The organism is Sphingomonas aliaeris (assembly GCF_016743815.1).
Taxonomy (GTDB): domain Bacteria; phylum Pseudomonadota; class Alphaproteobacteria; order Sphingomonadales; family Sphingomonadaceae; genus Sphingomonas; species Sphingomonas aliaeris.
Window position 1 is genome coordinate 1557127 of sequence record NZ_CP061035.1, and the last position, 21148, is coordinate 1578274.

Consider the following 21148-nt stretch of genomic DNA (forward strand, 5'->3'; position numbering starts at 1 on the left):
CTTAGCGCAAACGTGGTTAACCCGGATAGGCCCGCTTGCGTGGGCCGTACGATTGTGAAAGGGCTGGCTTCATGAGCGACGACAAGGTCCAGAACGAAGCCGATGCAGGTACGACGCGCCGCCGCGCGCTGATGCTTGGCGCAGTGGGCGCGTCGGCGATCATCTCGATCCGCCCGGCTCTTGCCCAGACCAGTGCCTCCGTCATGGCGTGCGAGATACCGATCCCCGATCCGGCGCGCGCCGGCTCCGCGATCGCTGCCGACGGATCCGTGGTCCCTTCGGGCACGCCGGGATCGTTCGCCGCCAATGGCCGCGTGTTCAAGGCCGCCGACGTGAAGCGTGCCATGTCCGGCGGTCAGTTGCCGGGCACCGATTACGATACCAGCCGCGCCTATATGCGTTACATCCGCAAGCTGCAGTCGGGCACCAGCGGCTTTACCTGCTTCGCCTCGCTACAGATGCCGCGCGGCTGAGGCCTTGGCCGAACGCCTGTTCCGCAGCGTCCGCGCCGAGACGTTGCGGATCGCCTTTCTCGACGATTTCACCCTTGTCTATCATCGCGCGTCCGGCATCACGCATCTGCTGAACGCCCCGGCACCGGAGATATTGGCGGCATTGGGCGAGGCGGGCATGACGCTCGACGCGCTGGCGGGCGCGCTCGCCGTGGAATTTGACTTGCCCGATCTGGATGTCGAGGCGCTGTCCGCAAGGCTGGACGAACTGGCATCCGCCGGACTGGTGCTCGCGGAATGAGGCACGCTTTCTCGGTCAGGATCGGGCCGGTCGGTTTTCGCGTCGGATCGGACTGGCGAGCGCCGATCGACCAGCTTGCGGACCTCTATCGCGATTATCCGCCGCCCGATGACGGCGTTGCCGATTTCAACGTTCGATTGTTCGCGGCGCGGCCGTGGCGGCGATTCATCCGCCCGGCGGTGACGATCGGTGGAGATTTCATGCTGCCGGATGCCGCGCCGCTCCCCTTGGCGCAGGGTTTGCTCGCGGCCGAAATGGGCATGAACCTGCAAATGGCGCTGGGCCAGCGGCGCTATCTGTTGCTGCATGCGTCGGCGGTCGAACGGGACGGGCGCGCACTCTTGATGACGGGCGTGTCGGGGGCGGGGAAATCGACGCTTGCCGCCTTGTTGTCCTTGCGTGGTTGGCGGTTGATGGGGGACGAATTCGCATTGCTCGATCCGGCGACAGGCATGGTTCACGCCTTTCCGCGGCTCGTCAGCCTCAAGAACAAGGCGATAGGCGTGGTCGAACGCGCCGCGGCGGGCCACCGCTTCGGGCCACTGATGGCCGGCACCCCGAAGGGCGACATCCGGCATCTCGTGCCGGATCCAGCTGCGATCGCCGCGATGTCAGTCCCGGCCCGGCCGGCGCTGATCCTGTTCCCGAGCTACGGATACGCGCCGGCAACGCGCCAGATACCGCAGATCGAGTCGTTCGTTCGGTTGACCCAGGCCTCGACCAACTATGTGGCAATGGGGGAGCGGGGGTTCTCCGCCCTGACCGATCTGGTCAAGCGCGTCCCGTCGCTGGCGATCGATTATCCCGACACCGACACCGCAGTGGCTTTGGTCGAGGATGCCTGGGCAAACGCCGGGGCCGCGGGGTGCGCGGCATGAGTGACGGCTGGCTGCTCGCTCGTGCACTTCGTTCGCCCGGCCAGACCCTGGAACTGGACGCCGGCGCCTGGACTGACCTGCTCGCGATCGCACGAGCCGAGCAGATGATCGGAACGTTGGCGCACCGGTTGAACGCGCTCGAACTGCCAGGTTCGGTGCAGCGTATCCTGACCGACGCGCGCGCCTCCGCCGAGCAGGGGCGCGTGGCTGCTCTTTGGGAGGCGGAAGTCGCCCGCCGGGTGCTGGCTCCGCTGGGCGTACCGGTCGTTCTTTTGAAGGGAACCGCATTCGTCGCCGCCGGTCTCAAGGCAGGGCAGGGCCGGTCGATCGGCGATCTCGATATCCTCGTGCCACGCGCAGCCATCGATGCGGTCGAAAAGGCGTTGCTTCGCAACGGGTGGGAATGGGTCAAGCCGGATCCGTATGACGATGCGTATTACCGGCGATGGATGCATGAACTGCCGCCGCTGATCCACCGCGACCGGGATCGGATGATCGACGTCCATCACACAATACTGCCGCTGACCGCGCGCATCACCCCGGACGCGGACGCTCTGCTGGACGATAGCGTGGAGATCGCGCCGGGCGTCCGGACGCTCTCACCGAACGACATGCTGGTGCATGCGGCGGCGCATCTGTTTGCCGACGGTGATCTCGCCGGCGGTATGCGGAACCTGTGGGATGTGCATTGCCTTATCGAAGAATATGGCAGCGATGGTCTCATGGTACGTGCGCAGCAGCATGGCCTCGGTCGCGAAATGAAGCGCGCACTGCGACTGGCGAGCGCCCTTTACGGAGATGCCGAAGGAGTATCGCCGGTCGATTGGCTATATCTACGGCGTATGACCGCTCGAGATGGCTGGGGCCGGCCCCGGCGCATGCTCGTCCGACAGGCATTCTACATCCGCTCGCATTGGATACGCATGCCGCCGACGATGCTGGCCCGGCATCTCTGGACGAAGTGGCGCAAGGGCGCGGCAGATCGTGGCAGCGCCTGAAGTATTTCATTTCACTAAGCTGACTAACGGGTTCAGCACGTCGTAACTGCTCCCCGCCTAAAACCGGCCTACGAACAATAGTAGGAAGGGTCGTGTCATGGCCAATAGACGATGGACTGAGGAAGACGTTGCGGATCTGCGCGAGCAGGTTGCCGCGGGACGCACCGTCCGCGAAATCGCGCACGGCATGATGCGGTCGCAGGAGGCGACGCGCGCCCGCATGCAGATGCTGGGGCTGACCAAGCCCCGCGAGTTCAAAGCCCCTGCGAAAATTTTGGCACAGCAGGAACTTACGGAACAATAATCTTACCGTAATGTTTCTGCTCCGTTACAAACAGAGGGAGAGTTCACATGTCGGATTATCGTAGCACGGACCGCGATACCGTCGTCGTCAAGCGCCGCAGCGGCGGAACCGTGATCGCCGTCATCGTCGTGGCCGCGCTGGTCATCGTTGGCTTGCTGTTCGCGACGGGGTTCTGGAGCGCCGACGTGAAGGAAGGGGCATTGCCGGACGTGTCGGTCAAGGGCGGTGAAATGCCGAAGGTCGATGTCGATTCCAAGGAAGTCGTCGTTGGCACGAGCAAGGCAAAGGTCGAAGTGCCGAAGGTCGAGACCGAAACCAAGACGATCGACGTACCGGTCGTGGGCGTCAAGGACGACAACAAGTAAGCCTGTCGTCCAGCGAACGTTTTTGCCGCTTATCTGGCGTGTAAGCTGTACCGCGTATTTGGTGTGTATAAATGTGGGGCGTCCGGTAATTCGGACGCCTCATTTTTTGCGCGGTCGTTCTGGCGGCTTACCAAGCATACCTCAGTCCTGTCGACGACCGCCAAGTCGCTCCAACGCTGGTATCAGTTCGGCATATCCGTCGATGACCGCATCCGCCCCGAGTTCTTCGACGGGCTGCATCATGAAGCCGAAGCTTACCGCAACGGCCGGGATCTCAGCGTTCTTTGCGGCCATGATGTCGTAAATGGAATCTCCGATAAACGCAGCGCGCGTGCCGCTGCCGTCTGCGCTGCATCGGCGAATCATTTCGTCGATCGGCGCGCGATGTGGTTTCGACAATCCCGGCCCCATCGTGTCGCCGCCGATCAGCGTCGCGAACCGGTCCCGGAGGCCCAACTCGCCGAGAAGTTTCTCGGCAAAGCTCTCGAACTTGTTGGTGACGATCGCTGCCTTCACGCCCATCATGTCAAACCGGTCGAGCACCTCCATCGCGCCGGGATAGGGGTGCGAGTGAATGGAAATGTGCGCCTCGTAATATCCCAGCATACGTTTGTAGAGCGCGCGGAATTCATCCGGTTCGCAGCCGCCGGTCGCCTCCAGCCCAAGCGTCAGCATATGCTTGGCCCCGCCGCCAATCATCGGCTTGACCTGCTCCACCGTCAGGATGGGGCGACCGGCGAACGCTAGCGTTTCGTTGACCGCCGCGGTCAGGTCCCCGCTCGTGTCGATGAAGGTTCCGTCCAGATCGAAGCCGACGATATCGAATGAAAAGTGTGTCATGATCGGCATGCCTGACAGCATCGCTATGGAATTAGCAATATCGTCGTGGCAGGGCGCTGCGATGACTCAGCCAATCGCCGCCATCGTGCTTGCCGCCGGCAAAGGCACGCGCATGAAGTCCGATCTGCACAAAGTGCTGCATCCCATAGCCGGGCGGCCGATGCTCCTGCATCTTACGCAGGCGGTCGCCGATCTTGGGGCGCAGCGCACGATCGTCGTGACGGGCGCCGGACGCGAGCAGGTGGAGGCAGCGGTGGCGCCGCTTGGAATCGCGACCGCGGTACAGTCGGAGCAACTCGGCACGGCGCATGCGGTGGCGCAGGCGGAAAGCGCGCTGTCCGGTTTCGACGGTGACGTCTTGATCCTTTACGGCGATGTCCCGCTAGTGACGTCAAGAACGATGCGTCGGATGCTGGATATGCTGCAGTCCGAAGATGCGCCGACGGCTGTCGTGCTTGGCTTCCGCCCGGACGTGCCCGGTGCATATGGCCGGATCATAGCCGGGCCGGACGGACGGATCATCAAGATGGTGGAGGCGAAGGACGCGACGCCCGAGGAACTGTCGGAAACGCTGTGCAATTCCGGACTGATGGCCGTGCGTTCCGCCGATCTGTTCCGATTGCTGTCGCGCGTCGGCAACGACAATGCGGCCGGCGAATATTACCTTCCCGACGTCGTGATGCTCGCGCAGGCCGAGGGCGGTTTCGCCGTGGTCACGGAAACGGACGCGGACGAAGTCGCAGGCGTAAACAGCCGCGCCGAGCTGGCGGCGGTCGACGCGTCGTGGCAGGTGCGTCGGAGAGCCGAGGCAATGGCCGGGGGCGCCACGCTGATTGCGCCGGATACCGTCTGGTTCGCGCATGACACCGTGATCGGCCGCGACGTACTGATCGAACCAAACGTGTTTTTCGGTCCCGGCGTGGCCATCGCGGATGGCGCGACGATCCGGGCATTCTGCCATATCGAGGGCGCGACCGTCGGCGCGAAGGCTGAGGTTGGCCCCTATGCGCGACTGCGGCCAGGTGCCGTGATGGGCGATAAGTCGAAGGTCGGCAATTTCGTCGAGATGAAGAAGGCGGTTCTGGGTGAAGGCGCAAAAGCCAACCATCTGTCGTATCTCGGAGACGCGGAGGTCGGCGCGGGCGCGAACATCGGCGCGGGTACGATCACATGCAACTATGACGGCTTCTTCAAGGCAAAGACCGTCATTGGCGAGGGTGCTTTTATCGGGTCGAACAGCGCGCTGGTCGCTCCGGTATCGATCGGCGCAGGAGCGATCGTCGCCGCCGGATCGGTCGTGACGGCGGACGTCGAAGCCGATGCGCTGTGTCTCGTTCGACCGGTACAGGTATCGAAGCCGGGTTGGGCAAAGCGTTTTCGTAATGCGATGCTTGTCAAGAAAGTTGCCAAGAACTGAAGGCCCGCGGGCACGGAGACGAAGCAAATGTGTGGAATCGTTGGCATCCTGAGCATGGAAGACGTGGCCGATCGTTTGCTCGACGGACTTAAGCGCCTTGAGTATCGCGGCTATGATTCCGCCGGAATCGCGACGGATCACGGCGGGCAGATCGAACGGCGGCGCGCGTCGGGGAAGCTGATCAACCTCGCCAGGGAATTGGCCGCGCATCCTTTGCCCGGCCGCACCGGTATCGCGCATACGCGATGGGCGACGCATGGCGGGCCGACCACGAACAACGCGCATCCGCATGCGACCGGCGAAGTCGCGGTCGTGCACAACGGCATCATCGAAAATTTCAAACCGCTGCGCGACGAGTTGATCGCACGGGGCCGGACGTTTACGAGCGAGACCGATACCGAAGTCGTCGCCCACCTGATCAGCGAGAAGGTGGAGGCCGGAATGGCGCCGCAGGATGCGGTGCGTGACGTGTTGCCCCGGCTGCACGGCGCATTCGCCCTGGCGATTCTGTTCCGTCAGCATCCCGATCTGCTGATCGGCGCGCGACTGGGTTCGCCGCTCGTCGTCGGGCATGGCGAAGGTGAGATGTATCTGGGGTCCGATGCGCTGGCGCTTGCCCCGCTGACGCAGCGGATCGCGTATCTGGACGAGGGAGACTGGGTCGTCCTGACGCGGGAAGGCGCGGAAATCTACGATCGCGATAATCAGCCGGTCGAACGCGCGATCACGATATCAGGCGTGACCGGCGATCTGGTGTCGAAGGGGAACCATCGGCACTATATGTTGAAGGAGATATACGAGCAGCCGATCGTCGTCGCGCAGACGCTGCGTTCATACCTGCAGCGGATGGAAGAGCGCGTCACGCTGCCTATCCCCGAATTCGATCTGTCGAAGATAAAGCGTGTCACGATCGTGGCATGCGGCACCAGCTTCTACGCCGGCATGGTCGCGAAATACTGGTTCGAGCAATTCGCGCGCGTGCCGGTCGACCTGGATGTTGCATCCGAGTTTCGGTACCGCGAGCCGGTGATGGAGGAGGGAGGGCTCGCTCTGTTCATCAGCCAGTCGGGCGAGACGGCGGACACACTGGCGGCACTGCGACATGCAAAGTCCGAGGGTCAAACGATCGCGGTAGTCGTCAACGTCCCCACCAGCAGCATGGCGCGCGAGGCAGATATCCTGCTGCCGACGCATGCCGGTCCGGAAATCGGCGTGGCATCGACCAAGGCGTTTACATGCCAGCTGGCGGTCCTGGCCGCGCTTGCCGCGAACCTCGCGCGCGCGAAAGGCAAGCTGGATGCATCCGCCGAGAAAGCGATCGTCAAGCATCTGGCGGAGGCGCCAGCGGCGCTGAACGGCGCGCTCGCTTATGACGAGGCGATCGAGGCGATGGCGCACAACATCGCAGGCGCCCGCGACGTGCTGTACCTCGGCCGCGGCACCGATTACCCGCTGGCGCTGGAAGGCGCGTTGAAACTGAAGGAAATCAGCTACATCCATGCCGAAGGTTATGCTGCGGGCGAGATGAAGCATGGCCCGATCGCGCTGATCGACGAGAACGTGCCCGTCATCGTCATCGCTCCATCAGGGCCGCTGTTCGAGAAGACGGTCAGCAACATGCAGGAAGTGCAGGCACGTGGTGGCCGCGTCGTCCTGATCAGCGATTATGACGGTATTCAGGCGGCCGGCGAAGGCTGCATGGCGACGATCACGATGCCGAAGGTCCACCCGCTGATCGCACCTTTGGTTTATGCGGTGCCCGTGCAGTTGCTGGCGTACCACGTTGCCGTGATTAAGGGCACCGACGTCGATCAGCCCCGCAATCTGGCGAAATCCGTCACCGTCGAGTGACGGATCGCCGGGCTCAGGTGCGGACCGTTCGGTTGACGATCGTATCGCGGCGGCGAAAACGATAGTAGTGGCGTGAGTTCCACCGCGCGGTCAGAACGATGAGCAGCGGCGGCACGATGGTGATCGCGATATCGATCAGTGCCTCGCCCCATAGCAGCGGCCATCCGGGCACGATGTTGCGGATCAGGTCGAACGCCTCATTGATCAGTTCGAGCGCGAGAACGATACCGAGGGGAAGCCACGACCCGAGCGGACGGCGCAATACCCACGTGATGCCGAACGTCAGCACCAGCCCGAGGATGAGATGAAAGTCGTGATGCGACAGCCCGGAATGTGCCGACAGCCACACCTTGAAGTTTTCCCAATCGAGGATGACAAAGAACATCCGGTGCCCATGCTGGTTTCGCGTGCAGGCGTCCAGCGTTGGATACGCGGGCGTCGGCCGGGCCGACGCAATTCCGCCGCGGCTTGCCGAATCCCCGGATCGCAGGGTAAAGGCAGCCGCTGACAGGCCGGTATTGCCACGGATCTGCGCGGGTTGAGTAGTTTGGGCTTTAGCCCTGTATTGAGGGGCTTTCTTGCTAATAACAAGCGATCTTGGAGGGTCCAGCCGGGCAAGTCATGCCTTGGGACGCGCGTTGCGGTCGTTGCTGGCGGTTGCTTTGACGGCCTATTTCGTCCCGCTTCTGGCGCCGCTCGTAACATTCGGTACGCTTGCCCAGACCCTGCCCGGTACAATTAATACGCAGATCGCCTCGTTAATTTCCGCAGTGACGGCGCTGTTCCTGTACCGGCGTGTTACGATCTATCCGGGTACGCGTGCGTTCGGTTTCATCCTGCCGGCCTTTTCGACGACGTTCGGATTGGCCGCTGCGATCCTGCTTTTCTCTCGCGAAGATTATAGCGGCGCCATGTTGCTGACAGGCTATATCGCGTCGGTAGGAGTGACGTTTCTGCTCGGATATTTCGGGCAGCGTGCGGCACCGCGAAGAATGTATTACGTTCCCGCTGGCAATATCGGCATCGTCACCGACGCGTCGGAAATCGAGTGGGTCAGGCTGGACTCGCCGACCGTGCCGAGCGATCCAAACGTATCGATCGTCGCCGATTTGCGCACCACGCATTCGCCGGAATGGGAGCGGATGCTGGCACAGGCCGCGATCGCCGGCATTCCGGTCTATCATACCAAGCAGTTGCGCGAATCCCTGACCGGGCGAGTGCAGATCGAGCATCTTTCGGAAAACAGTTTCGGTTCGCTTCTACCGGCGCTCGGGTATCGCGGGATCAAACGCACCATCGATATCGGGGCGAGCATCGTCTTGTTGCCAATCCTGATTCTCCCGCTGCTCGGCGTAGCGCTAATGGTCAGGCTGAGCTCGCCCGGCCCAATACTATTTCGTCAGCGGCGCATGGGATATCGGGGCATCCCGTTCGACGTGCTGAAGTTCCGCACGATGGTTCAGCACGATCACGGAAACGACGACAATGCCGTCCGCCAATCCGCAATCACGCAGGACAGCGACGACCGGATCACCCGCATCGGCCGGTTCCTTCGGCGGACGCGGATCGACGAGCTCCCTCAGATCATCAACATCCTGCGCGGCGAGATGAGCTGGATCGGACCGCGGCCCGAGGCGGTACCGCTCAGCGCATGGTATGAAAGCGAACTGCCGTTCTACGCCTATCGCCACATCGTTCGGCCGGGGATCACCGGCTGGGCGCAAGTCAATCAGGGGCATGTGGCTGGCCTGGACGACGTGTTGGTGAAGCTTCACTACGATTTCTATTACATCAAGTTCTTCTCATCCTGGCTCGACCTGCTAATCGCCCTCAGGACAGTCGGTATTGTGCTGACCGGATTCGGTGCCAAATAGGTCAGGCGAGCAGGTGAAGGCTGACCAGCCCGCCTACTCCGATCAGGATCAAGAGTATCAAAGGCCATCGACGGCGACGATATCGACGGGGCAGGGCGTGAGGATGTCGCCGGTCGTACCGCTTCAGGCGAGACTGCACGACGCGCTGACGGGCGAAGTGCAGGCGTTCCGCTTCTGCCAGAACCGCGTCATGGGCATCGCGGGACGCGCTGACCGACAGGCAGCGATAGGCTTGCTGCACGTCCTGCAAGCGCCACGGTAAATCACCGTCATCACCGACGATATCGGGATGATGCAGCTTGGTAAGGCGGACGAACGCCGCGCGAATATCGACCTGTGTCGCATCGGGGCGGACCCCGAGAATCTGGTAGTAATTGCGTTGCGTCATTGGGCGCGTCGCCGTTGAGCGAGCGCGCGCATGGCAGCGATTCGCGTCGCGGCTGGCTCGTGCTTGGCGAACAGTCGCAGGCCGAGATCGGTGCCCCCACGCGCTTGAGGGCTGCGGCACCAACTACCGGATCGTACCCCGAATCGATCATCAGATTGCCGGCGAGAAGATCTGCTGTGCTTTCGATCTGTCGCACAGCTTTGCGACTTTCCACCGCGCCGCTACGCATCGCCGCGGCATGCCCAAGTATATTGTGCGCCATTTCGTGCGCGATGAAGAAGGCGAGTTCGTGGTCGTTGCGGAGCAAGGCGAGAATGCCGGTGGTCAGGAAAACATGACGACCATCCGCAAAGGCGTTTCGCTGTCCCGATCGGGCCAGATGGACCCTGGAGAGGCAAGCGGGAACGGGTGCGATCGTCAGGGTACGGGCGGCACCTTCTCGCAAGACGGTGATCATCCGCGCTTTTTCCAGCAGGTCGGTGACGGTGTCGTTACGGCGATGTGCGCGACCGGCGTCAAAGGGCTGCGATAGACCGGGCTCCGATGGGATCGGCACTCCGTTTACGTCCAGTAGTATGTCGCCGGGATGTATTCCAGCTTCGGCGGCGGGGCCGCCTAAAACGATAGCAATCACGCCCGGACCGCGATCCAGCGGCAATGCCGCTATTATCTCGGCCCGATCTTTCTGCTCGAACTGGGAGAGATGCTGGAGAACCAGACCGATGTTCGGTTCTAGCATAAGGCAGCGTTTCGCTCCGACCGTCGTCAGACGGTAGCTGATACGAGCTACGCGCGCGTCCTCAGCGCGGCCTTCCAGATACGGATCAGGGAGTGATGTTGCGGACGACGAATGCGCCGGGCGGTCTTTTGCGCCATCAGCGATGAGATTCGGGGCCGCCACCAATGCCGTTGGGATTATGGCTGACGTGATCGTCAAGCTGGACAGCAACAAGAAGGAAACCTGAAAGCGCATATACCCTGCTACTCGCCAGAAGCGCGCAGGCAATAAAAAAGGCCGCCCAAATGCTCGGACGACCTCTTCTATCTAACCTTTAACTCAGCTTACGGGCTGACGGGGTTCGGCGGCGTCGGGCCGGTTGCCTTCGTGTCGTCCTTGTCGACCGCGACATAAATGCCGAGACCGATAGCAGCCACAGCGGCAAGTGCGATAATCAGCGACGAACCTTCAACAGCCGAGTTATCGCCGCTGACCTTCTCAGCAGCAGGCTGCGTGAGCGGTGTAGCGACCGGTGCGGCCGATGCTAGGGTAGGGGCTGCCAGCAGCGATGCTGCCGTCATTGCCGTGTAGAGACCTTTAAACTTCACTTTGCTTCTCCCTTTCAGAGCCCTTCAGCTCCAGAATCTCATTGTTGATGTAGCGTATCGAAGCTTAATCTGTCCACCCCAAAACGCTTACGTCCGTACTAAACTAGCGAGCGTAGGTTACCAAAGCCCAAACTCGCCCTCATCGCTTAGGTTCCGATTGGCGCGTGGGCAAATAGTATCATTCCGGTGTGTGACATCTGCGCCACAATTGACCAATTATCTCAGCGTTCGTGATAGGTCCGGTACCAGTCCACGAACCGAGGCACACCCTCCGCGATCGTCGTGCGGGGCTCGAAACCGAGGTCGCGCTGGATCGCGCTGATATCGGCGAAGGTATCGCGCACGTCGCCGGCTTGCATCGGCATCAGATTGCGTTCGGCGGGGCGGCCGCACGCCTTCTCGATCAGCGAGATCATCTCGCCGAGCTCTTCCGACCTGTTGTTTCCAATGTTGTAGAGCCGGTGCGGGCTGATGCTGCCCCCGGCCTTTGGCGTGCCGTCATCGGCGGGCGGATTGTCGAGACAGGCGACGATCCCGGCGACGATATCGTCGATATACGTGAAGTCGCGGCGCATCTGCCCCTCGCCGAACACGTTGATCGGACGGTTCTCGAAGATCGCCTTGGTGAATAGCCACATCGCCATGTCCGGACGGCCCCAGGGTCCGTAGACGGTGAAGAAGCGCAATCCGGTTTGCGGCAGGCGGTAGAGATGGGCGTAGGTCTCGCTCATCAATTCGTCGGCTTTCTTCGTGGCGGCATAGAGCGATAGCGGCTGATCGACCCGGTCCTCGACGCGGAAGGGCAGTGTGTCGTTGCCGCCATAGACCGAGGAGGATGAGGCATAGACCATATGCTCGACCTGCCGGTGCCGCGCGACCTCGAGCAGGTTGAGATGGCCGGCGAGATTGGAGCGCAGATAGGCACGCGGATTCTCGATCGAATAGCGTACCCCTGCCTGCGCGCCGAGATGCACGATCCGGTCGAATTGCTGGCCGTCCAGAACCGCGTCGAGTGCGGCGTCGTCTGCGAAGTCCACCTGCGCGAAACGGAACGCACCGCCCGCCTTGGCGAGTTCGGCAAGCCGGTCATGCTTGAGCCTGACATCGTAATAGTCGTTCAGACTGTCGATACCGAGGACCTGTTCGCCGCGCGCCAGCAGATGTCGCGAAACGTTGAAGCCGATGAAGCCGGCGGCGCCGGTAACGAGAACTCTCATGGGGACACTCCTGTGGTCGGCTGTTTCCTAGAGATAGACGGTGCGGGGCGGCAAGGGGGGATGGGGCGTGTCTTGTTCAGCGTGCACCCCATTCGCGCGACCACGCCTGGAACATCAGCACGCCCCACAGCGAGGCGGTGCGATCGTGCGTGCCGGCGAGGTGTTGCGCCCACGCGCCGCGGATCGCCGGAGCATCCAGCGCGGGTTGCTCGGCGAGGGCAGCCTCCGACAAGAGTCCTTCCGCCCAGTCGCGCAATGGACCGCGCAGCCACGCCCCGATCGGTATGGCGAAGCCAGCTTTCGGGCGCTCGATCAGCGCCTTGGGAACGTAGCGATAGAGGATTTGTCGCAGCGCCCACTTTCCTTGCCCGTCGCGCATTTTGAATTGCAACGGGGTGCGCCATGCCTGCTCTACGACGCGGTGGTCCAGCAACGGCACGCGCGTTTCCAGGCTGGCGGACATCGCCGCGCGATCGACCTTCGTCAGGATGTCGTTCGGCAGATAGGATTGCATATCCCAATGCATCATCTGCTCTTGCGCCGTGTTCCGCAGTGTGGCGGGCGGATCGATACCGGCTTGAAGCCGGCGCGTGGATGACAGTGGCAGACGGCCCGCCCATTCCTCGCTCGACGCGCGATAGATATCGGCCGTGGAGAGCGGGTTCTGCAGCATCCGGCCGAGCTTGTGGACTTTGTCCCCCAGCATCGAGATCTTCGGCACCAGCGGGACACCCGCGAGCTTGTCCCAAGTCGACGGCGACACGGAGGTCAGCGCCTTGCCGATCCCGCCCCGTACCGGCGCCGGAATACGCGCGATACCATCCCATGTGCCCCGCGAGACCAGGTAACGATTATACCCGCAAAAGAGTTCGTCCCCCGCGTCGCCCGACAGCGCGACCGTCACCGAACGGCGCGTCAGCCGGCTGAGCAATACCGTCGGAATCTGCGACGAATCGGCGAACGGTTCGTCATAGATGCGCGCCAGGTCCGGGATGACGGCGCGGACATCCTCCGCATCGACGTACATCTCGTGATGATCGGTGCCGAGATGCTCTGCGACTGCGCGCGCATGTGGCGCCTCGTCGAAACCGGTTTCAGCGAAGCCGATCGTGAACGTCTTTACCTCCGCATTCGTAACGTTGCGCATCAACGCGACGATCGCGGACGAATCGACCCCGCCCGACAGGAACGCGCCGACGGGCACGTCGGCGATCGCCTGTTGCCGAACCGCTTCCGTCAGGCGCTGCTCCAGTCCGGACAGTGCATCCGCTTCGGTCATGCCGGCATCCGCGCCCTTCGCAACTATGGCGTCGAGCGACCAATATCGCCGGCAGATCATTCCGCGCGGTTGCGGGCCATCGGCGGTCAGCGGCGCTGCGGGCGGCCCCTCCAGTGCGGACCGGTCAAACGTAGCGATCACGCCCGGTTCCAACTTGAAAATGCCATGCAGGATCGACCAGGGCGAAGGCACGTAATTAAAGCGGAGATACAGTGACAGCACGTCGGGATTGACCGGGTTGTCGAACCCGGGCGCCTGCCGAAGCGCCTTCAATTCAGATCCGAACATCAGCCCGGTTTTGCCCCAACCATAGAAAAGCGGCTTCTCGCCCATGCGATCGCGCGCAAGCGACAGAGTGCGATCCTGCCGGTCCCAAACTGCGATCGCAAACATCCCGACCGCCCGCTTCAGCGTCGCGTCCAGCCCCCAGCGAGCGATGCCATGTACCAAAGTCTCGGTATCGGAATGGCCATTCCAAGCGATCGGCCCGGTGGATTCCAATTCCGCGCGCAGGTCCAGATGATTATATATCTCGCCATTATAGACGATCACGTAGCGCCCCTCCGGCGATGTCATCGGCTGGGCGCCGGCTGGCGACAGGTCGATGATCGCCAGCCTCCGGTGCGCCAGCGCGATGCCCGCAGCTTCGTCCGACCAGGCGCCGCCGGCGTCGGGGCCCCGGTGCAGCAGGGCATCCGCCATCGGCTTCGCATCGACCGCCTGATCCGTCGTGCTCCAGAAACCGGCGATGCCGCACATACATATTACCTTGAAGCTGCTGTCGGCAGGCCATCCCTGACCCAACTAGCGATTTCGTATCTACTGTGCGAAAGCCGAATAAAGACTGAAAGTCCAGACACGCGGCCGCATGGCGGCGCATCCAGACTATCGGGCGGGGCCGTTTATAAGCTAACGGCTGCCGCTTCTCACGAGGAACTAGAATGCTAGGTTTAAAGGGCGTCGTTCGCGACATGTTGCCGCTCAGGCTGCAAGTGCCGGTCAAGTATCATTACGGACGCCTGCGCCATGAGTTGGAACCGGAAATGGCGCTGTTGCCGGCGTTGGTGGCTTCGGGAGATCGCGTCATAGACGTGGGCGGTAATCGCGGCACATACGCATATCGCTTCGACACGCTCGGTGCGCGCGTCGAAGTGTTCGAGCCCAATCCGGTCTGCTTACGCGTACTGCGCGATTGGGCCACGCACCGCAGTTCGGTCAATGTGCATGCGGTGGCTCTATCGGCCAGCAGTGGCACCGCCGAACTTGCCATTCCGATCGACGCCGCTGGTGTGGAGCACGACGCGTCGGCGTCGATCGAACACGGTGTCGGAGCCGACGTACGGCTCGAGACCGTTCCGATCGCTACGCTCGACAGTTTCGGTTTCCGCGACGCATCACTGATAAAGATCGATGTCGAGGGGCATGAACTGAGCGTTATCGAAGGCGCGCTCGAGACGATAGCCGCATCCGCCCCGGCCTTGCTGATCGAAATCGAACAACGGCATCTTACGCGGCCGATCGGAGAGTCGTTCGCGCGCATCACATCGCTCGGCTATGATGGTTTCTTTTTGCGATCGGGCAAGTTGGCGCCGCTGGCAGAATTCGATCCGCAACGCCATCAGGTCATTGCGGATTTTGAAAACAAAAGCCGACAGTATTTCAACAACTTCCTATTCCTTGCGGGCCGCCATATTTCAGCCGGTCGGTATCGGGATATTCTCGGTCGATGAAGCGTCTGAAGATCGCGGTTGTCACGCCGCGCTATGCGGTATCGGGGGTGCCCCTGGCGCAGTGGCGTTTCGCGGCGGCCCTTGCCGCTATCGGCCACGACGTCGATCTCATCATTGGGCGATGCGACCCGAACCTACACGTTCCCCCCTCGGCCGGAGTACGTCTGTCCGTACTGGGCAGCGGACAGACCCGTGGCATGTTCGCGTATCTTTTACGGTATTTTCGGCGCGATAAGCCCGACGTGGTGTTTTCGGCCGAGGACCATCTGAATACGATCGTGCTTGTTGCCGCGATCCTGACGGGCTCGAAAGCAAAGATCAGCGGTTCGTCGCGCGTCACGCCCTACGACACCTATTCGAACAAGGTATTCACGAAACGCTGGTTGCTCAAGATCATGGCGAGGATGGTCGCATGGCGGGCCGATGCGCTGACCTGCGTATCCCACGACATGGTCGACCAATACCGACACGTGTTCCCGGGTAGCAAACACGTCTGCGTCTATAACATCGTCGACCAGCCGTCCGCGCGCGCGAAAATAGGACTGCCCGTCGCGGATCCCTGGTTCAACGATAAGTCCCTGCCGCTGATCGTCGGCGCAGGCAGCCTGATGCCGTGGAAGGGCTTCGACGATCTGATCCGCGCGGTGCATATCCTGATCAAGGGAGGAAAGCCCGTGCGGCTGGTGATCCTGGGAGAAGGTGGCTCGCGGCCTGCGCTTGAGGCGTTGGTCCGCGAACTCGAGGTGGAGCAATATGTTCGCATGCCCGGACGGACGGACAATCCCCTGGCGCATTTCGCCCGCGCCGATGTCTTCGCCTTGTCATCGCATGTCGAGGGGCTTCCCAATGTCCTTGTCGAGGCGATGATGGCGGGATGCACGCCGGTATCGGTTGATTGTCCGACCGGTCCGCGCGAGGTTTTGCAGGAAGGGCGTTACGGATATTTGACCCGGATGAAAGATCCGGCTGATCTGGCGGCTGGAATCGCGCGGGCGCTGGATCACCCGATCGCGCCCGAAATTCTTGCCGAGGGTGTGCGCCCGTTCCATCAGGACGTCGTGATCCGACGGCACTTCGAACTGCTTGGGATCGCTGCCTGATCATGCGAGTCGGCCTGAATGCCACGTGTTTCAACACCCGGCCGTCGGGCGCCAACCAGCGTTTTCGGGCTATCTACGGAACGCTGATCCGGCAGCGTCCGGATATTGAGTTCGTTATATACGAGCCTGCCGATCAAAGCATCGCAGACTGGTTTTGCGGGGCGGCCAACGTCAGCGTCCGACGCACGCCGTTGCCGAGCGTCGGACGCCTGGCACGGGTTCGCGCCGGATTTGGCTATTGGCGGCAGCAATTGCGGGCCGACCGGCTTGACGTGTTCGAGGCGTTTCACCTGCCGCTCGTCGAGGCAGCGGAATGTCCGACGATCCTAACAATCCACGATCTGAGGCCGTTGTCCCCCGATGAGCCTTTTTTACGAAGCCGCATCGCTCGGTCTATCATGCACCGCGCGTTCGGGCGGGCCGACCGCATCATTGCCGTTTCGAACGCGGTGAAAGACGAAATCCTCGCGTTTCACCCATCTGCTATGGTGTCCACCGTCTATAATGGCGTCGACCCGGACGGCTTTGTTTCACCGGGTTCGGCTGCCGTCGACGAGGTGCGGACGCGGTACGGGGTACCGGATCGGTATGTGCTGGCTATCGGCCATCTAGAAGCGCGCAAGAACCTCGGTTTGCTTGTGGACGCAATCGGTGTTTTGCGAGACGCAGACACGCCACGGCCGTTGGTGATTGTCGGTAATGATGGCGGGCAGCAGCACGCAATCGAAGACCGGATCGCTGACTTGGGTCTGGGCGATTTCGTCACGATGATCCACGGTGCGGACGATACGACCGTGCGTGCGCTTTATGCCGGGTGTGACCTGCTGGCGTTTCCGTCGCGATACGAAGGATTCGGCATTCCGATCCTGGAGGCGATGGCGGCGGGCAAGCCCATGGTATTGGCCGACACGCCCGTTTTCCGTGAGTTGACGCAGGGCACAGGAGTGTACTTCCCGGTTGACGATGCGCAGGCGGCGGCGACGGCGATCGCGCATGTGTGGCGCGACGCCGGCGAGCGCGAGCGTCAGCGCCGGTTCGGCGATGCGCGCGTGCGTGATTTCGGTTTCGACGTGTTGGCGAGGCAGGTCGCCGCGATTTACGCCGAACTCGTCTGATCGATCCCGAGGATTAAAGCGAGCCGCCGGCGCGTAGCCTCGGGCGAGTGATCTCGCTCGTAAAGCGCCCGCATTGCAGGATCGTAGGCTGGTGGGGCAGGGGCCTTCACTGCCGCCACGAAATTGTCGGCCGTGTTGCAGAGACTGTTCGACGCGACGACATCGGCGGCATATCCCGAAAAAGCCTCCGCCGTTCCTGCGACATGCTTGCCGAACATCAGCGCTTCGGCGACTTTGGTTTTCATGCCAGATCCATCGAAGATCGGGGCAATGACGAGCCGGGCCTCGTTATACAGCGGAGCGAGGCGATCCACCGCACCCAAAACTTGCACATTCTTCACGCGCTCAAGTGTGTCGCGCATGTCGTCCATCCCTTGGCCAACAACCTGCGTGGGGGTATTGATTCGCGGTGCAACTTCACGGGCGAACCATTCGATGCCCGCCCGGTTCGCGTAGAATGAGCCCCCGACGAAAAGTAACGGAGCGATATCTCTATTCTGTATCGGGGCGGGGGGCACGTCCAGTTGGTCGGTCAGCGCCATCGGCAGGATGTGGTCCGCGCTGCGGCCGTATAGCCGTTTCAACCCGGCACTGTCGCGACTGCTAAGCGTAATGATCTCGCTGCTGTGACGCATGGAAAGGCGCTCTGCGACATAGTTCGCCATAAGTACCCCGGCCGCTCGCGCGCCGGGCGATCGGCGAAGCGCGCCGAGGAAGAAGCGGGCTTCCACGTTGTGACAGAAGGTTATGATACGCAGATTCGGCCGCCGCTGTCGCAACACTTGCGCCAACCGTCCAAGATTCGAACCGTCCAGCCAAACCGTTTTCGTCTTGTGTCTGTCAATCGCTTCGAGAGCATGTGCGATACCCGCCGGCGATACGCCATCGATGTATCCAGTGAGCCGACGGAAACCGCGAACATCACGTCCATCAAGGGGGAGATAGGTGACATCCTCCCCGAGCAAATCGCCCAAAACACCTTTGTGGAGATGGGTCAGCATGGCGCGACCACCCGAAACGTCTCCAAGCGAGGGGCTGATGAACAGCAGGGGCTTGGCAGAAGGGCGGCGCGAGATTGTCATGTCGGGACCGGTTGTCAGTCAAAACCGACACTGTAAAGAGCACATGGGCAATTTCTGTTCCATCTGATACGGAAACCCGGACAGGCCGCGGACGTAAGGCATGAAGGAACAATGATGATGCTTCAGGCGCAGAGCGGTGAATCTCAAGGAGCGATTTTGCTAACTCATCCGCTGCTAATCATCGGCGTGCCCTGTTATAATGAGGCAGGTTTTCTTGAGCGGACTTTGCAATCATTGGCGAGTCAAAGTTATTCGGATTTCGCAGTCCTGATCAGCGACAATGCATCGACCGACGGTACTGGAGATATAGCACGGGATTTTTGTAAGCGCGACAGTCGCTTTCACTACCACCGGCAGCCAATCAACATCGGATCAAGTCGAAACTTCAATTTCGTTGCCGATCATACTAATAGCAAGTATTTATTGTGGATGGGCGCGCACGATCTGATCGAGCGGAGTATGCTTGAACGTCACATAGCATTGCTCGAGTCGCGATCGGAAGTCAGCGTCTCGCAGTCGGCGCATGCCTGGATAGATACGGAAGACCGGTTAGTCGAGCGGATCGAGGACGGCGCGCTCGACGGCGGGGGTAGGGACGATGCCGAACGCTATCTCCGATCCATCGGACGAAACCTGAACAACATCGCCGCTAACAGCGTGATACGTCGGTCTATGCTGGGCAACTGCAGGTTCACCGACGTGGTCGGCACCGACCGTATCCTTTTGTCCCACCTGGCTTTTCGTGGCCCCTTCGCTACCTTTCCGGATATCCTCTACATGCGGCGGACATTCGCCGATCGCGTCGAGCGAAATCCTTATATGGAGCGACTGACGGGCCGGGCTGACGCAGCAGAGGACTGGACGGCGTTCGCGCGGGAATATGATATCGCATTTGCCGCGTTGCTTGGCGATCGCCCAGACGCCAAGCGACTGCGGCGACTTTTGCAATTGACGTTGCGGTATTATCTCCCGGTTCGACGGGGGTCGTTTCTTACGAAAATGCTTTGGACATTGCGCAGGATACGTCAGCGGATAGTGCGGACCTAAATGCGAGGCACTTCGACGCCAGCTCTCCGAGTGCGCCGCTGAAGTACCATCTGGTAGCCGTGGCTTCGCAGAGTGGGGGCGGCGACCGCCGCGCCGATAAGGGCGAGTATTCCCGAAACAACGAGAAATGCGATCTGGCCCAGCCGATTGGTAGCCAATGAAGAGAAAAGCCAGCCCGAAACTAATAGAACTAGGGCAGCACTTGCTAGCGGCGCCGCGACATCGCCGAGATACCAGCGCCATTTCTCACTTTTCAAAATACGTCGATGCATCAAATAGATGCCGATTACGACATAGCTGAAATTGAAAGTCACCCATGCGAACGCCGCGCTGATAGCGCCATAGCGAGGAACGGCCCACAGCAAGGATGGGACAATGACGACGACGGCAACCATGTTCATGCGCAGGGTCAGACCCGTCCAGCGGAAAGCAAGTTGTGCCTGATAAGGCATCCACATCAATATATTGCATAGATATCCAAGGGCCAGCAGCTTCAATAGCGGCGCGACCTCTTTCGAAAGGGCCGCGTCGCCGGTCCACGCGAGCAGCACGATTTCCGAAAAACCGATTAACACGAACGCGGCCGTTCCAGCCGTGACGGAAACCAATTGGGCTGCGCCGTGATAGAGGTCGATAAAGCCTGCCTCGTCGCCCGCCGCGTGTAGTCGCGATAACCTAGGCGAAACAGCCTGGAATACTGGGGCAACGATCGTTTCCAGCGCGATGGCGATCACTGTCGCGAGCATATAGTGTGCGAACTCGGTAAGGCCGAGCAATCGTGACAGGAGAATTTTGTCGATTTGCGTCAGCAACATCGCGAGCACCGAAATCCCGATCATGCCAGCGGCAAAGCGCCGGATGTCCCTCAACACCGCGATCGAAAACCTTCCTCCGCGTTCACCTCGCGGCAGCGCACGATATGTGGCGATACCCAGGGCCGTTAAGGACACGAGCGATATGATGCCCTGCCAAATGAAGAAAGCGTGCAGAGTTCTCGACAGCCCAGCAAGCACTGCGATCGCTCCGATCGCACGCAGTGTGGCCATCGTTGCAGCTATGACATTGTACAGGACCTGTTGCTGCAATCCGAGGATGGCACCGCGAAAAATACCTTCCACGAAACGTAACGCAGAAACGAACCCCATGATGATCAGCACCCTGGCAACCTCGCTCGCGGGTATGGATTGCGATCGGAACCAGGAGTGCGCAAGCCAATCAGATGACGCCCAAATGGCTAACATGGTGAAGATGGCGATGGAGACTGATGCGATCTCTATGCTGCGCAGCAGATCGCGCACATCTGTAACGTGTCGTTCGCCCCCGGTGAACCGCGCGATTTCGCGCATTACCGTTGGCGTCATTCCGAGGTCCAGAACGATCAGGATGCCTTGCAATGTTGCGAATAGTCCGATCAAGCCGTAAGCTTCAATCCCGAGATATTGGATGTAAATCGGGACGAACGCGATAGCCATGACCGCAATCCAGGCCTGGGCGCCGTAGGTCACCAATACGTCGCGCCAAATCTTCGATGGGCGTTGTGTCATTCGAGCTGGTTTAACTTTCAAACATGGCAATCGTGGGGTC

General features: G+C 61.3%; 22 protein-coding genes. 13 read left to right on the plus strand and 9 right to left on the minus strand.

Annotation, left to right across the window (positions count from 1 at the left end; genetic code table 11):
• Positions 1-71: 71 nt before the first annotated feature.
• The 6 genes from H5J25_RS07345 to H5J25_RS07370 all read left to right on the plus strand — a co-directional run bounded on the left by H5J25_RS07345 (position 72) and on the right by H5J25_RS07370 (position 3298).
• Positions 72-473: a hypothetical protein gene (locus H5J25_RS07345; RefSeq protein WP_202095369.1), complete on the plus strand. Its 402-nt coding sequence runs from the start codon at positions 72-74 to the stop codon at positions 471-473.
• Positions 474-477: 4 nt separating this feature from the next.
• Entirely contained in the window at positions 478-753 is a 276-nt protein-coding gene (locus H5J25_RS07350) for an HPr-rel-A system PqqD family peptide chaperone (RefSeq protein ID WP_225883418.1), read from the plus strand.
• Complete coding sequence (locus H5J25_RS07355; protein WP_202095370.1) at positions 750-1631, plus strand: HprK-related kinase A; 882 nt, start codon at positions 750-752, stop codon at positions 1629-1631. The genes H5J25_RS07350 and H5J25_RS07355 overlap by 4 nt, the downstream gene beginning before the upstream one ends.
• Entirely contained in the window at positions 1628-2629 is a 1002-nt protein-coding gene (locus H5J25_RS07360; protein ID WP_202095371.1) for a nucleotidyltransferase domain-containing protein, read from the plus strand. The genes H5J25_RS07355 and H5J25_RS07360 overlap by 4 nt, the downstream gene beginning before the upstream one ends.
• A 97-nt stretch (positions 2630-2726) precedes the next feature.
• Positions 2727-2933, plus strand: coding sequence for a hypothetical protein (locus tag H5J25_RS07365; protein WP_202095372.1), 207 nt, complete (start codon positions 2727-2729; stop codon positions 2931-2933).
• A 47-nt stretch (positions 2934-2980) separates the two neighbouring features.
• On the plus strand, positions 2981-3298 hold the full coding sequence (locus tag H5J25_RS07370; protein ID WP_202095373.1) for a hypothetical protein: 318 nt from the start codon (positions 2981-2983) through the stop codon (positions 3296-3298).
• Positions 3299-3439: 141 nt separating this feature from the next.
• Here the strand turns inward: H5J25_RS07370 and H5J25_RS07375 are convergent, their stop codons facing one another.
• Positions 3440-4138: an HAD hydrolase-like protein gene (locus H5J25_RS07375; protein WP_202095374.1), complete on the minus strand. Its 699-nt coding sequence runs from the start codon at positions 4136-4138 to the stop codon at positions 3440-3442.
• Positions 4139-4199: 61 nt separating this feature from the next.
• Here H5J25_RS07375 and glmU point away from each other — a divergent pair, with 61 nt between their 5' ends.
• Positions 4200-5555 carry a bifunctional UDP-N-acetylglucosamine diphosphorylase/glucosamine-1-phosphate N-acetyltransferase GlmU gene (glmU, locus tag H5J25_RS07380; protein ID WP_202095375.1) on the plus strand — a complete coding sequence of 452 codons (1356 nt, stop codon included), beginning with the start codon at positions 4200-4202 and terminating at the stop codon, positions 5553-5555.
• A 27-nt stretch (positions 5556-5582) separates the two neighbouring features.
• Positions 5583-7406 carry a glutamine--fructose-6-phosphate transaminase (isomerizing) gene (gene glmS, locus H5J25_RS07385; RefSeq protein WP_202095376.1) on the plus strand — a complete coding sequence of 608 codons (1824 nt, stop codon included), beginning with the start codon at positions 5583-5585 and terminating at the stop codon, positions 7404-7406.
• 13 nt (positions 7407-7419) lie between these two features.
• Here glmS and H5J25_RS07390 read toward each other — a convergent pair whose 3' ends face one another.
• Positions 7420-7791, minus strand: coding sequence for a hypothetical protein (locus H5J25_RS07390; RefSeq protein ID WP_202095377.1), 372 nt, complete (start codon positions 7789-7791; stop codon positions 7420-7422).
• A gap of 193 nt (positions 7792-7984) precedes the next feature.
• Here H5J25_RS07390 and H5J25_RS07395 point away from each other — a divergent pair, with 193 nt between their 5' ends.
• Positions 7985-9280, plus strand: coding sequence for a sugar transferase (locus tag H5J25_RS07395; protein ID WP_225883419.1), 1296 nt, complete (start codon positions 7985-7987; stop codon positions 9278-9280).
• A gap of 1 nt (position 9281) precedes the next feature.
• On the opposite strand, the gene H5J25_RS21585 is transcribed toward H5J25_RS07395, so the two are convergent.
• The 5 genes from H5J25_RS21585 to asnB all read right to left on the minus strand — a co-directional run bounded on the left by H5J25_RS21585 (position 9282) and on the right by asnB (position 14249).
• Positions 9282-9668, minus strand: a complete 387-nt coding sequence (locus H5J25_RS21585; protein ID WP_202095378.1) for a J domain-containing protein — start codon at positions 9666-9668, stop codon at positions 9282-9284.
• Complete coding sequence (locus H5J25_RS07405; protein ID WP_202095379.1) at positions 9553-10641, minus strand: M48 family metalloprotease; 1089 nt, start codon at positions 10639-10641, stop codon at positions 9553-9555. The genes H5J25_RS21585 and H5J25_RS07405 overlap by 116 nt, the downstream gene beginning before the upstream one ends.
• Before the next feature lie 89 nt (positions 10642-10730).
• Positions 10731-10994, minus strand: coding sequence for a hypothetical protein (locus H5J25_RS07410; RefSeq protein WP_202095380.1), 264 nt, complete (start codon positions 10992-10994; stop codon positions 10731-10733).
• A gap of 221 nt (positions 10995-11215) precedes the next feature.
• Positions 11216-12211, minus strand: coding sequence for an NAD-dependent epimerase/dehydratase family protein (locus tag H5J25_RS07415; RefSeq protein WP_202095381.1), 996 nt, complete (start codon positions 12209-12211; stop codon positions 11216-11218).
• Between the two features lie 76 nt (positions 12212-12287).
• Entirely contained in the window at positions 12288-14249 is a 1962-nt protein-coding gene (gene asnB / locus H5J25_RS07420; RefSeq protein WP_202095382.1) for an asparagine synthase (glutamine-hydrolyzing), read from the minus strand.
• A 212-nt stretch (positions 14250-14461) separates the two neighbouring features.
• Here asnB and H5J25_RS07425 point away from each other — a divergent pair, with 212 nt between their 5' ends.
• The 3 genes from H5J25_RS07425 to H5J25_RS07435 are packed head-to-tail and all read left to right on the plus strand — an operon-like array spanning position 14462 to position 17435.
• Positions 14462-15220 (plus strand): FkbM family methyltransferase, encoded by a 759-nt coding sequence (locus H5J25_RS07425; RefSeq protein ID WP_202095383.1) that lies wholly within the window; start codon positions 14462-14464, stop codon positions 15218-15220.
• Positions 15217-16320 carry a glycosyltransferase gene (locus H5J25_RS07430; protein ID WP_202095384.1) on the plus strand — a complete coding sequence of 368 codons (1104 nt, stop codon included), beginning with the start codon at positions 15217-15219 and terminating at the stop codon, positions 16318-16320. Before H5J25_RS07425 ends, H5J25_RS07430 begins: the two co-directional genes overlap by 4 nt.
• A gap of 2 nt (positions 16321-16322) precedes the next feature.
• On the plus strand, positions 16323-17435 hold the full coding sequence (locus H5J25_RS07435; RefSeq protein ID WP_202095385.1) for a glycosyltransferase family 4 protein: 1113 nt from the start codon (positions 16323-16325) through the stop codon (positions 17433-17435).
• Here H5J25_RS07435 and H5J25_RS07440 read toward each other — a convergent pair.
• Complete coding sequence (locus H5J25_RS07440; protein WP_202095386.1) at positions 17417-18517, minus strand: glycosyltransferase; 1101 nt, start codon at positions 18515-18517, stop codon at positions 17417-17419. The genes H5J25_RS07435 and H5J25_RS07440 overlap by 19 nt on opposite strands.
• Before the next feature lie 111 nt (positions 18518-18628).
• On the opposite strand from H5J25_RS07440, the gene H5J25_RS07445 reads away from it, so the two are divergent.
• Positions 18629-19564 (plus strand): glycosyltransferase family 2 protein, encoded by a 936-nt coding sequence (locus tag H5J25_RS07445; RefSeq protein WP_202095387.1) that lies wholly within the window; start codon positions 18629-18631, stop codon positions 19562-19564.
• Here the strand turns inward: H5J25_RS07445 and H5J25_RS07450 are convergent.
• Positions 19561-21108, minus strand: a complete 1548-nt coding sequence (locus H5J25_RS07450) for an oligosaccharide flippase family protein (protein WP_202095388.1) — start codon at positions 21106-21108, stop codon at positions 19561-19563. The genes H5J25_RS07445 and H5J25_RS07450 overlap by 4 nt on opposite strands.
• Positions 21109-21148: the final 40 nt, after the last annotated feature.

Excerpts from the sequence above, each read along its gene's own strand:
- asnB (WP_202095382.1), bottom strand. The coding sequence starts at position 14,249 with ATGTGCGGCATCGCCGGTTTCTGGAGCACGACGGATCAGGCGGTCGAT.
- H5J25_RS07425 (WP_202095383.1), top strand. The coding sequence starts at position 14,462 with ATGTTGCCGCTCAGGCTGCAAGTGCCGGTCAAGTATCATTACGGACGC.
- H5J25_RS07415 (WP_202095381.1), bottom strand. The coding sequence starts at position 12,211 with ATGAGAGTTCTCGTTACCGGCGCCGCCGGCTTCATCGGCTTCAACGTT.
- H5J25_RS07355 (WP_202095370.1), top strand. The coding sequence starts at position 750 with ATGAGGCACGCTTTCTCGGTCAGGATCGGGCCGGTCGGTTTTCGCGTC.
- H5J25_RS07445 (WP_202095387.1), top strand. The coding sequence starts at position 18,629 with ATGATGATGCTTCAGGCGCAGAGCGGTGAATCTCAAGGAGCGATTTTG.
- H5J25_RS07450 (WP_202095388.1), bottom strand. The coding sequence starts at position 21,108 with ATGACACAACGCCCATCGAAGATTTGGCGCGACGTATTGGTGACCTAC.
- H5J25_RS07430 (WP_202095384.1), top strand. The coding sequence starts at position 15,217 with ATGAAGCGTCTGAAGATCGCGGTTGTCACGCCGCGCTATGCGGTATCG.
- H5J25_RS21585 (WP_202095378.1), bottom strand. The coding sequence starts at position 9,668 with ATGACGCAACGCAATTACTACCAGATTCTCGGGGTCCGCCCCGATGCG.
- H5J25_RS07345 (WP_202095369.1), top strand. The coding sequence starts at position 72 with ATGAGCGACGACAAGGTCCAGAACGAAGCCGATGCAGGTACGACGCGC.
- H5J25_RS07405 (WP_202095379.1), bottom strand. The coding sequence starts at position 10,641 with ATGCGCTTTCAGGTTTCCTTCTTGTTGCTGTCCAGCTTGACGATCACG.
- H5J25_RS07375 (WP_202095374.1), bottom strand. The coding sequence starts at position 4,138 with ATGACACACTTTTCATTCGATATCGTCGGCTTCGATCTGGACGGAACC.
- H5J25_RS07435 (WP_202095385.1), top strand. The coding sequence starts at position 16,323 with ATGCGAGTCGGCCTGAATGCCACGTGTTTCAACACCCGGCCGTCGGGC.
- H5J25_RS07440 (WP_202095386.1), bottom strand. The coding sequence starts at position 18,517 with ATGACAATCTCGCGCCGCCCTTCTGCCAAGCCCCTGCTGTTCATCAGC.
- glmS (WP_202095376.1), top strand. The coding sequence starts at position 5,583 with ATGTGTGGAATCGTTGGCATCCTGAGCATGGAAGACGTGGCCGATCGT.
- H5J25_RS07390 (WP_202095377.1), bottom strand. The coding sequence starts at position 7,791 with ATGTTCTTTGTCATCCTCGATTGGGAAAACTTCAAGGTGTGGCTGTCG.
- glmU (WP_202095375.1), top strand. The coding sequence starts at position 4,200 with ATGACTCAGCCAATCGCCGCCATCGTGCTTGCCGCCGGCAAAGGCACG.
- H5J25_RS07360 (WP_202095371.1), top strand. The coding sequence starts at position 1,628 with ATGAGTGACGGCTGGCTGCTCGCTCGTGCACTTCGTTCGCCCGGCCAG.
- H5J25_RS07370 (WP_202095373.1), top strand. The coding sequence starts at position 2,981 with ATGTCGGATTATCGTAGCACGGACCGCGATACCGTCGTCGTCAAGCGC.
- H5J25_RS07365 (WP_202095372.1), top strand. The coding sequence starts at position 2,727 with ATGGCCAATAGACGATGGACTGAGGAAGACGTTGCGGATCTGCGCGAG.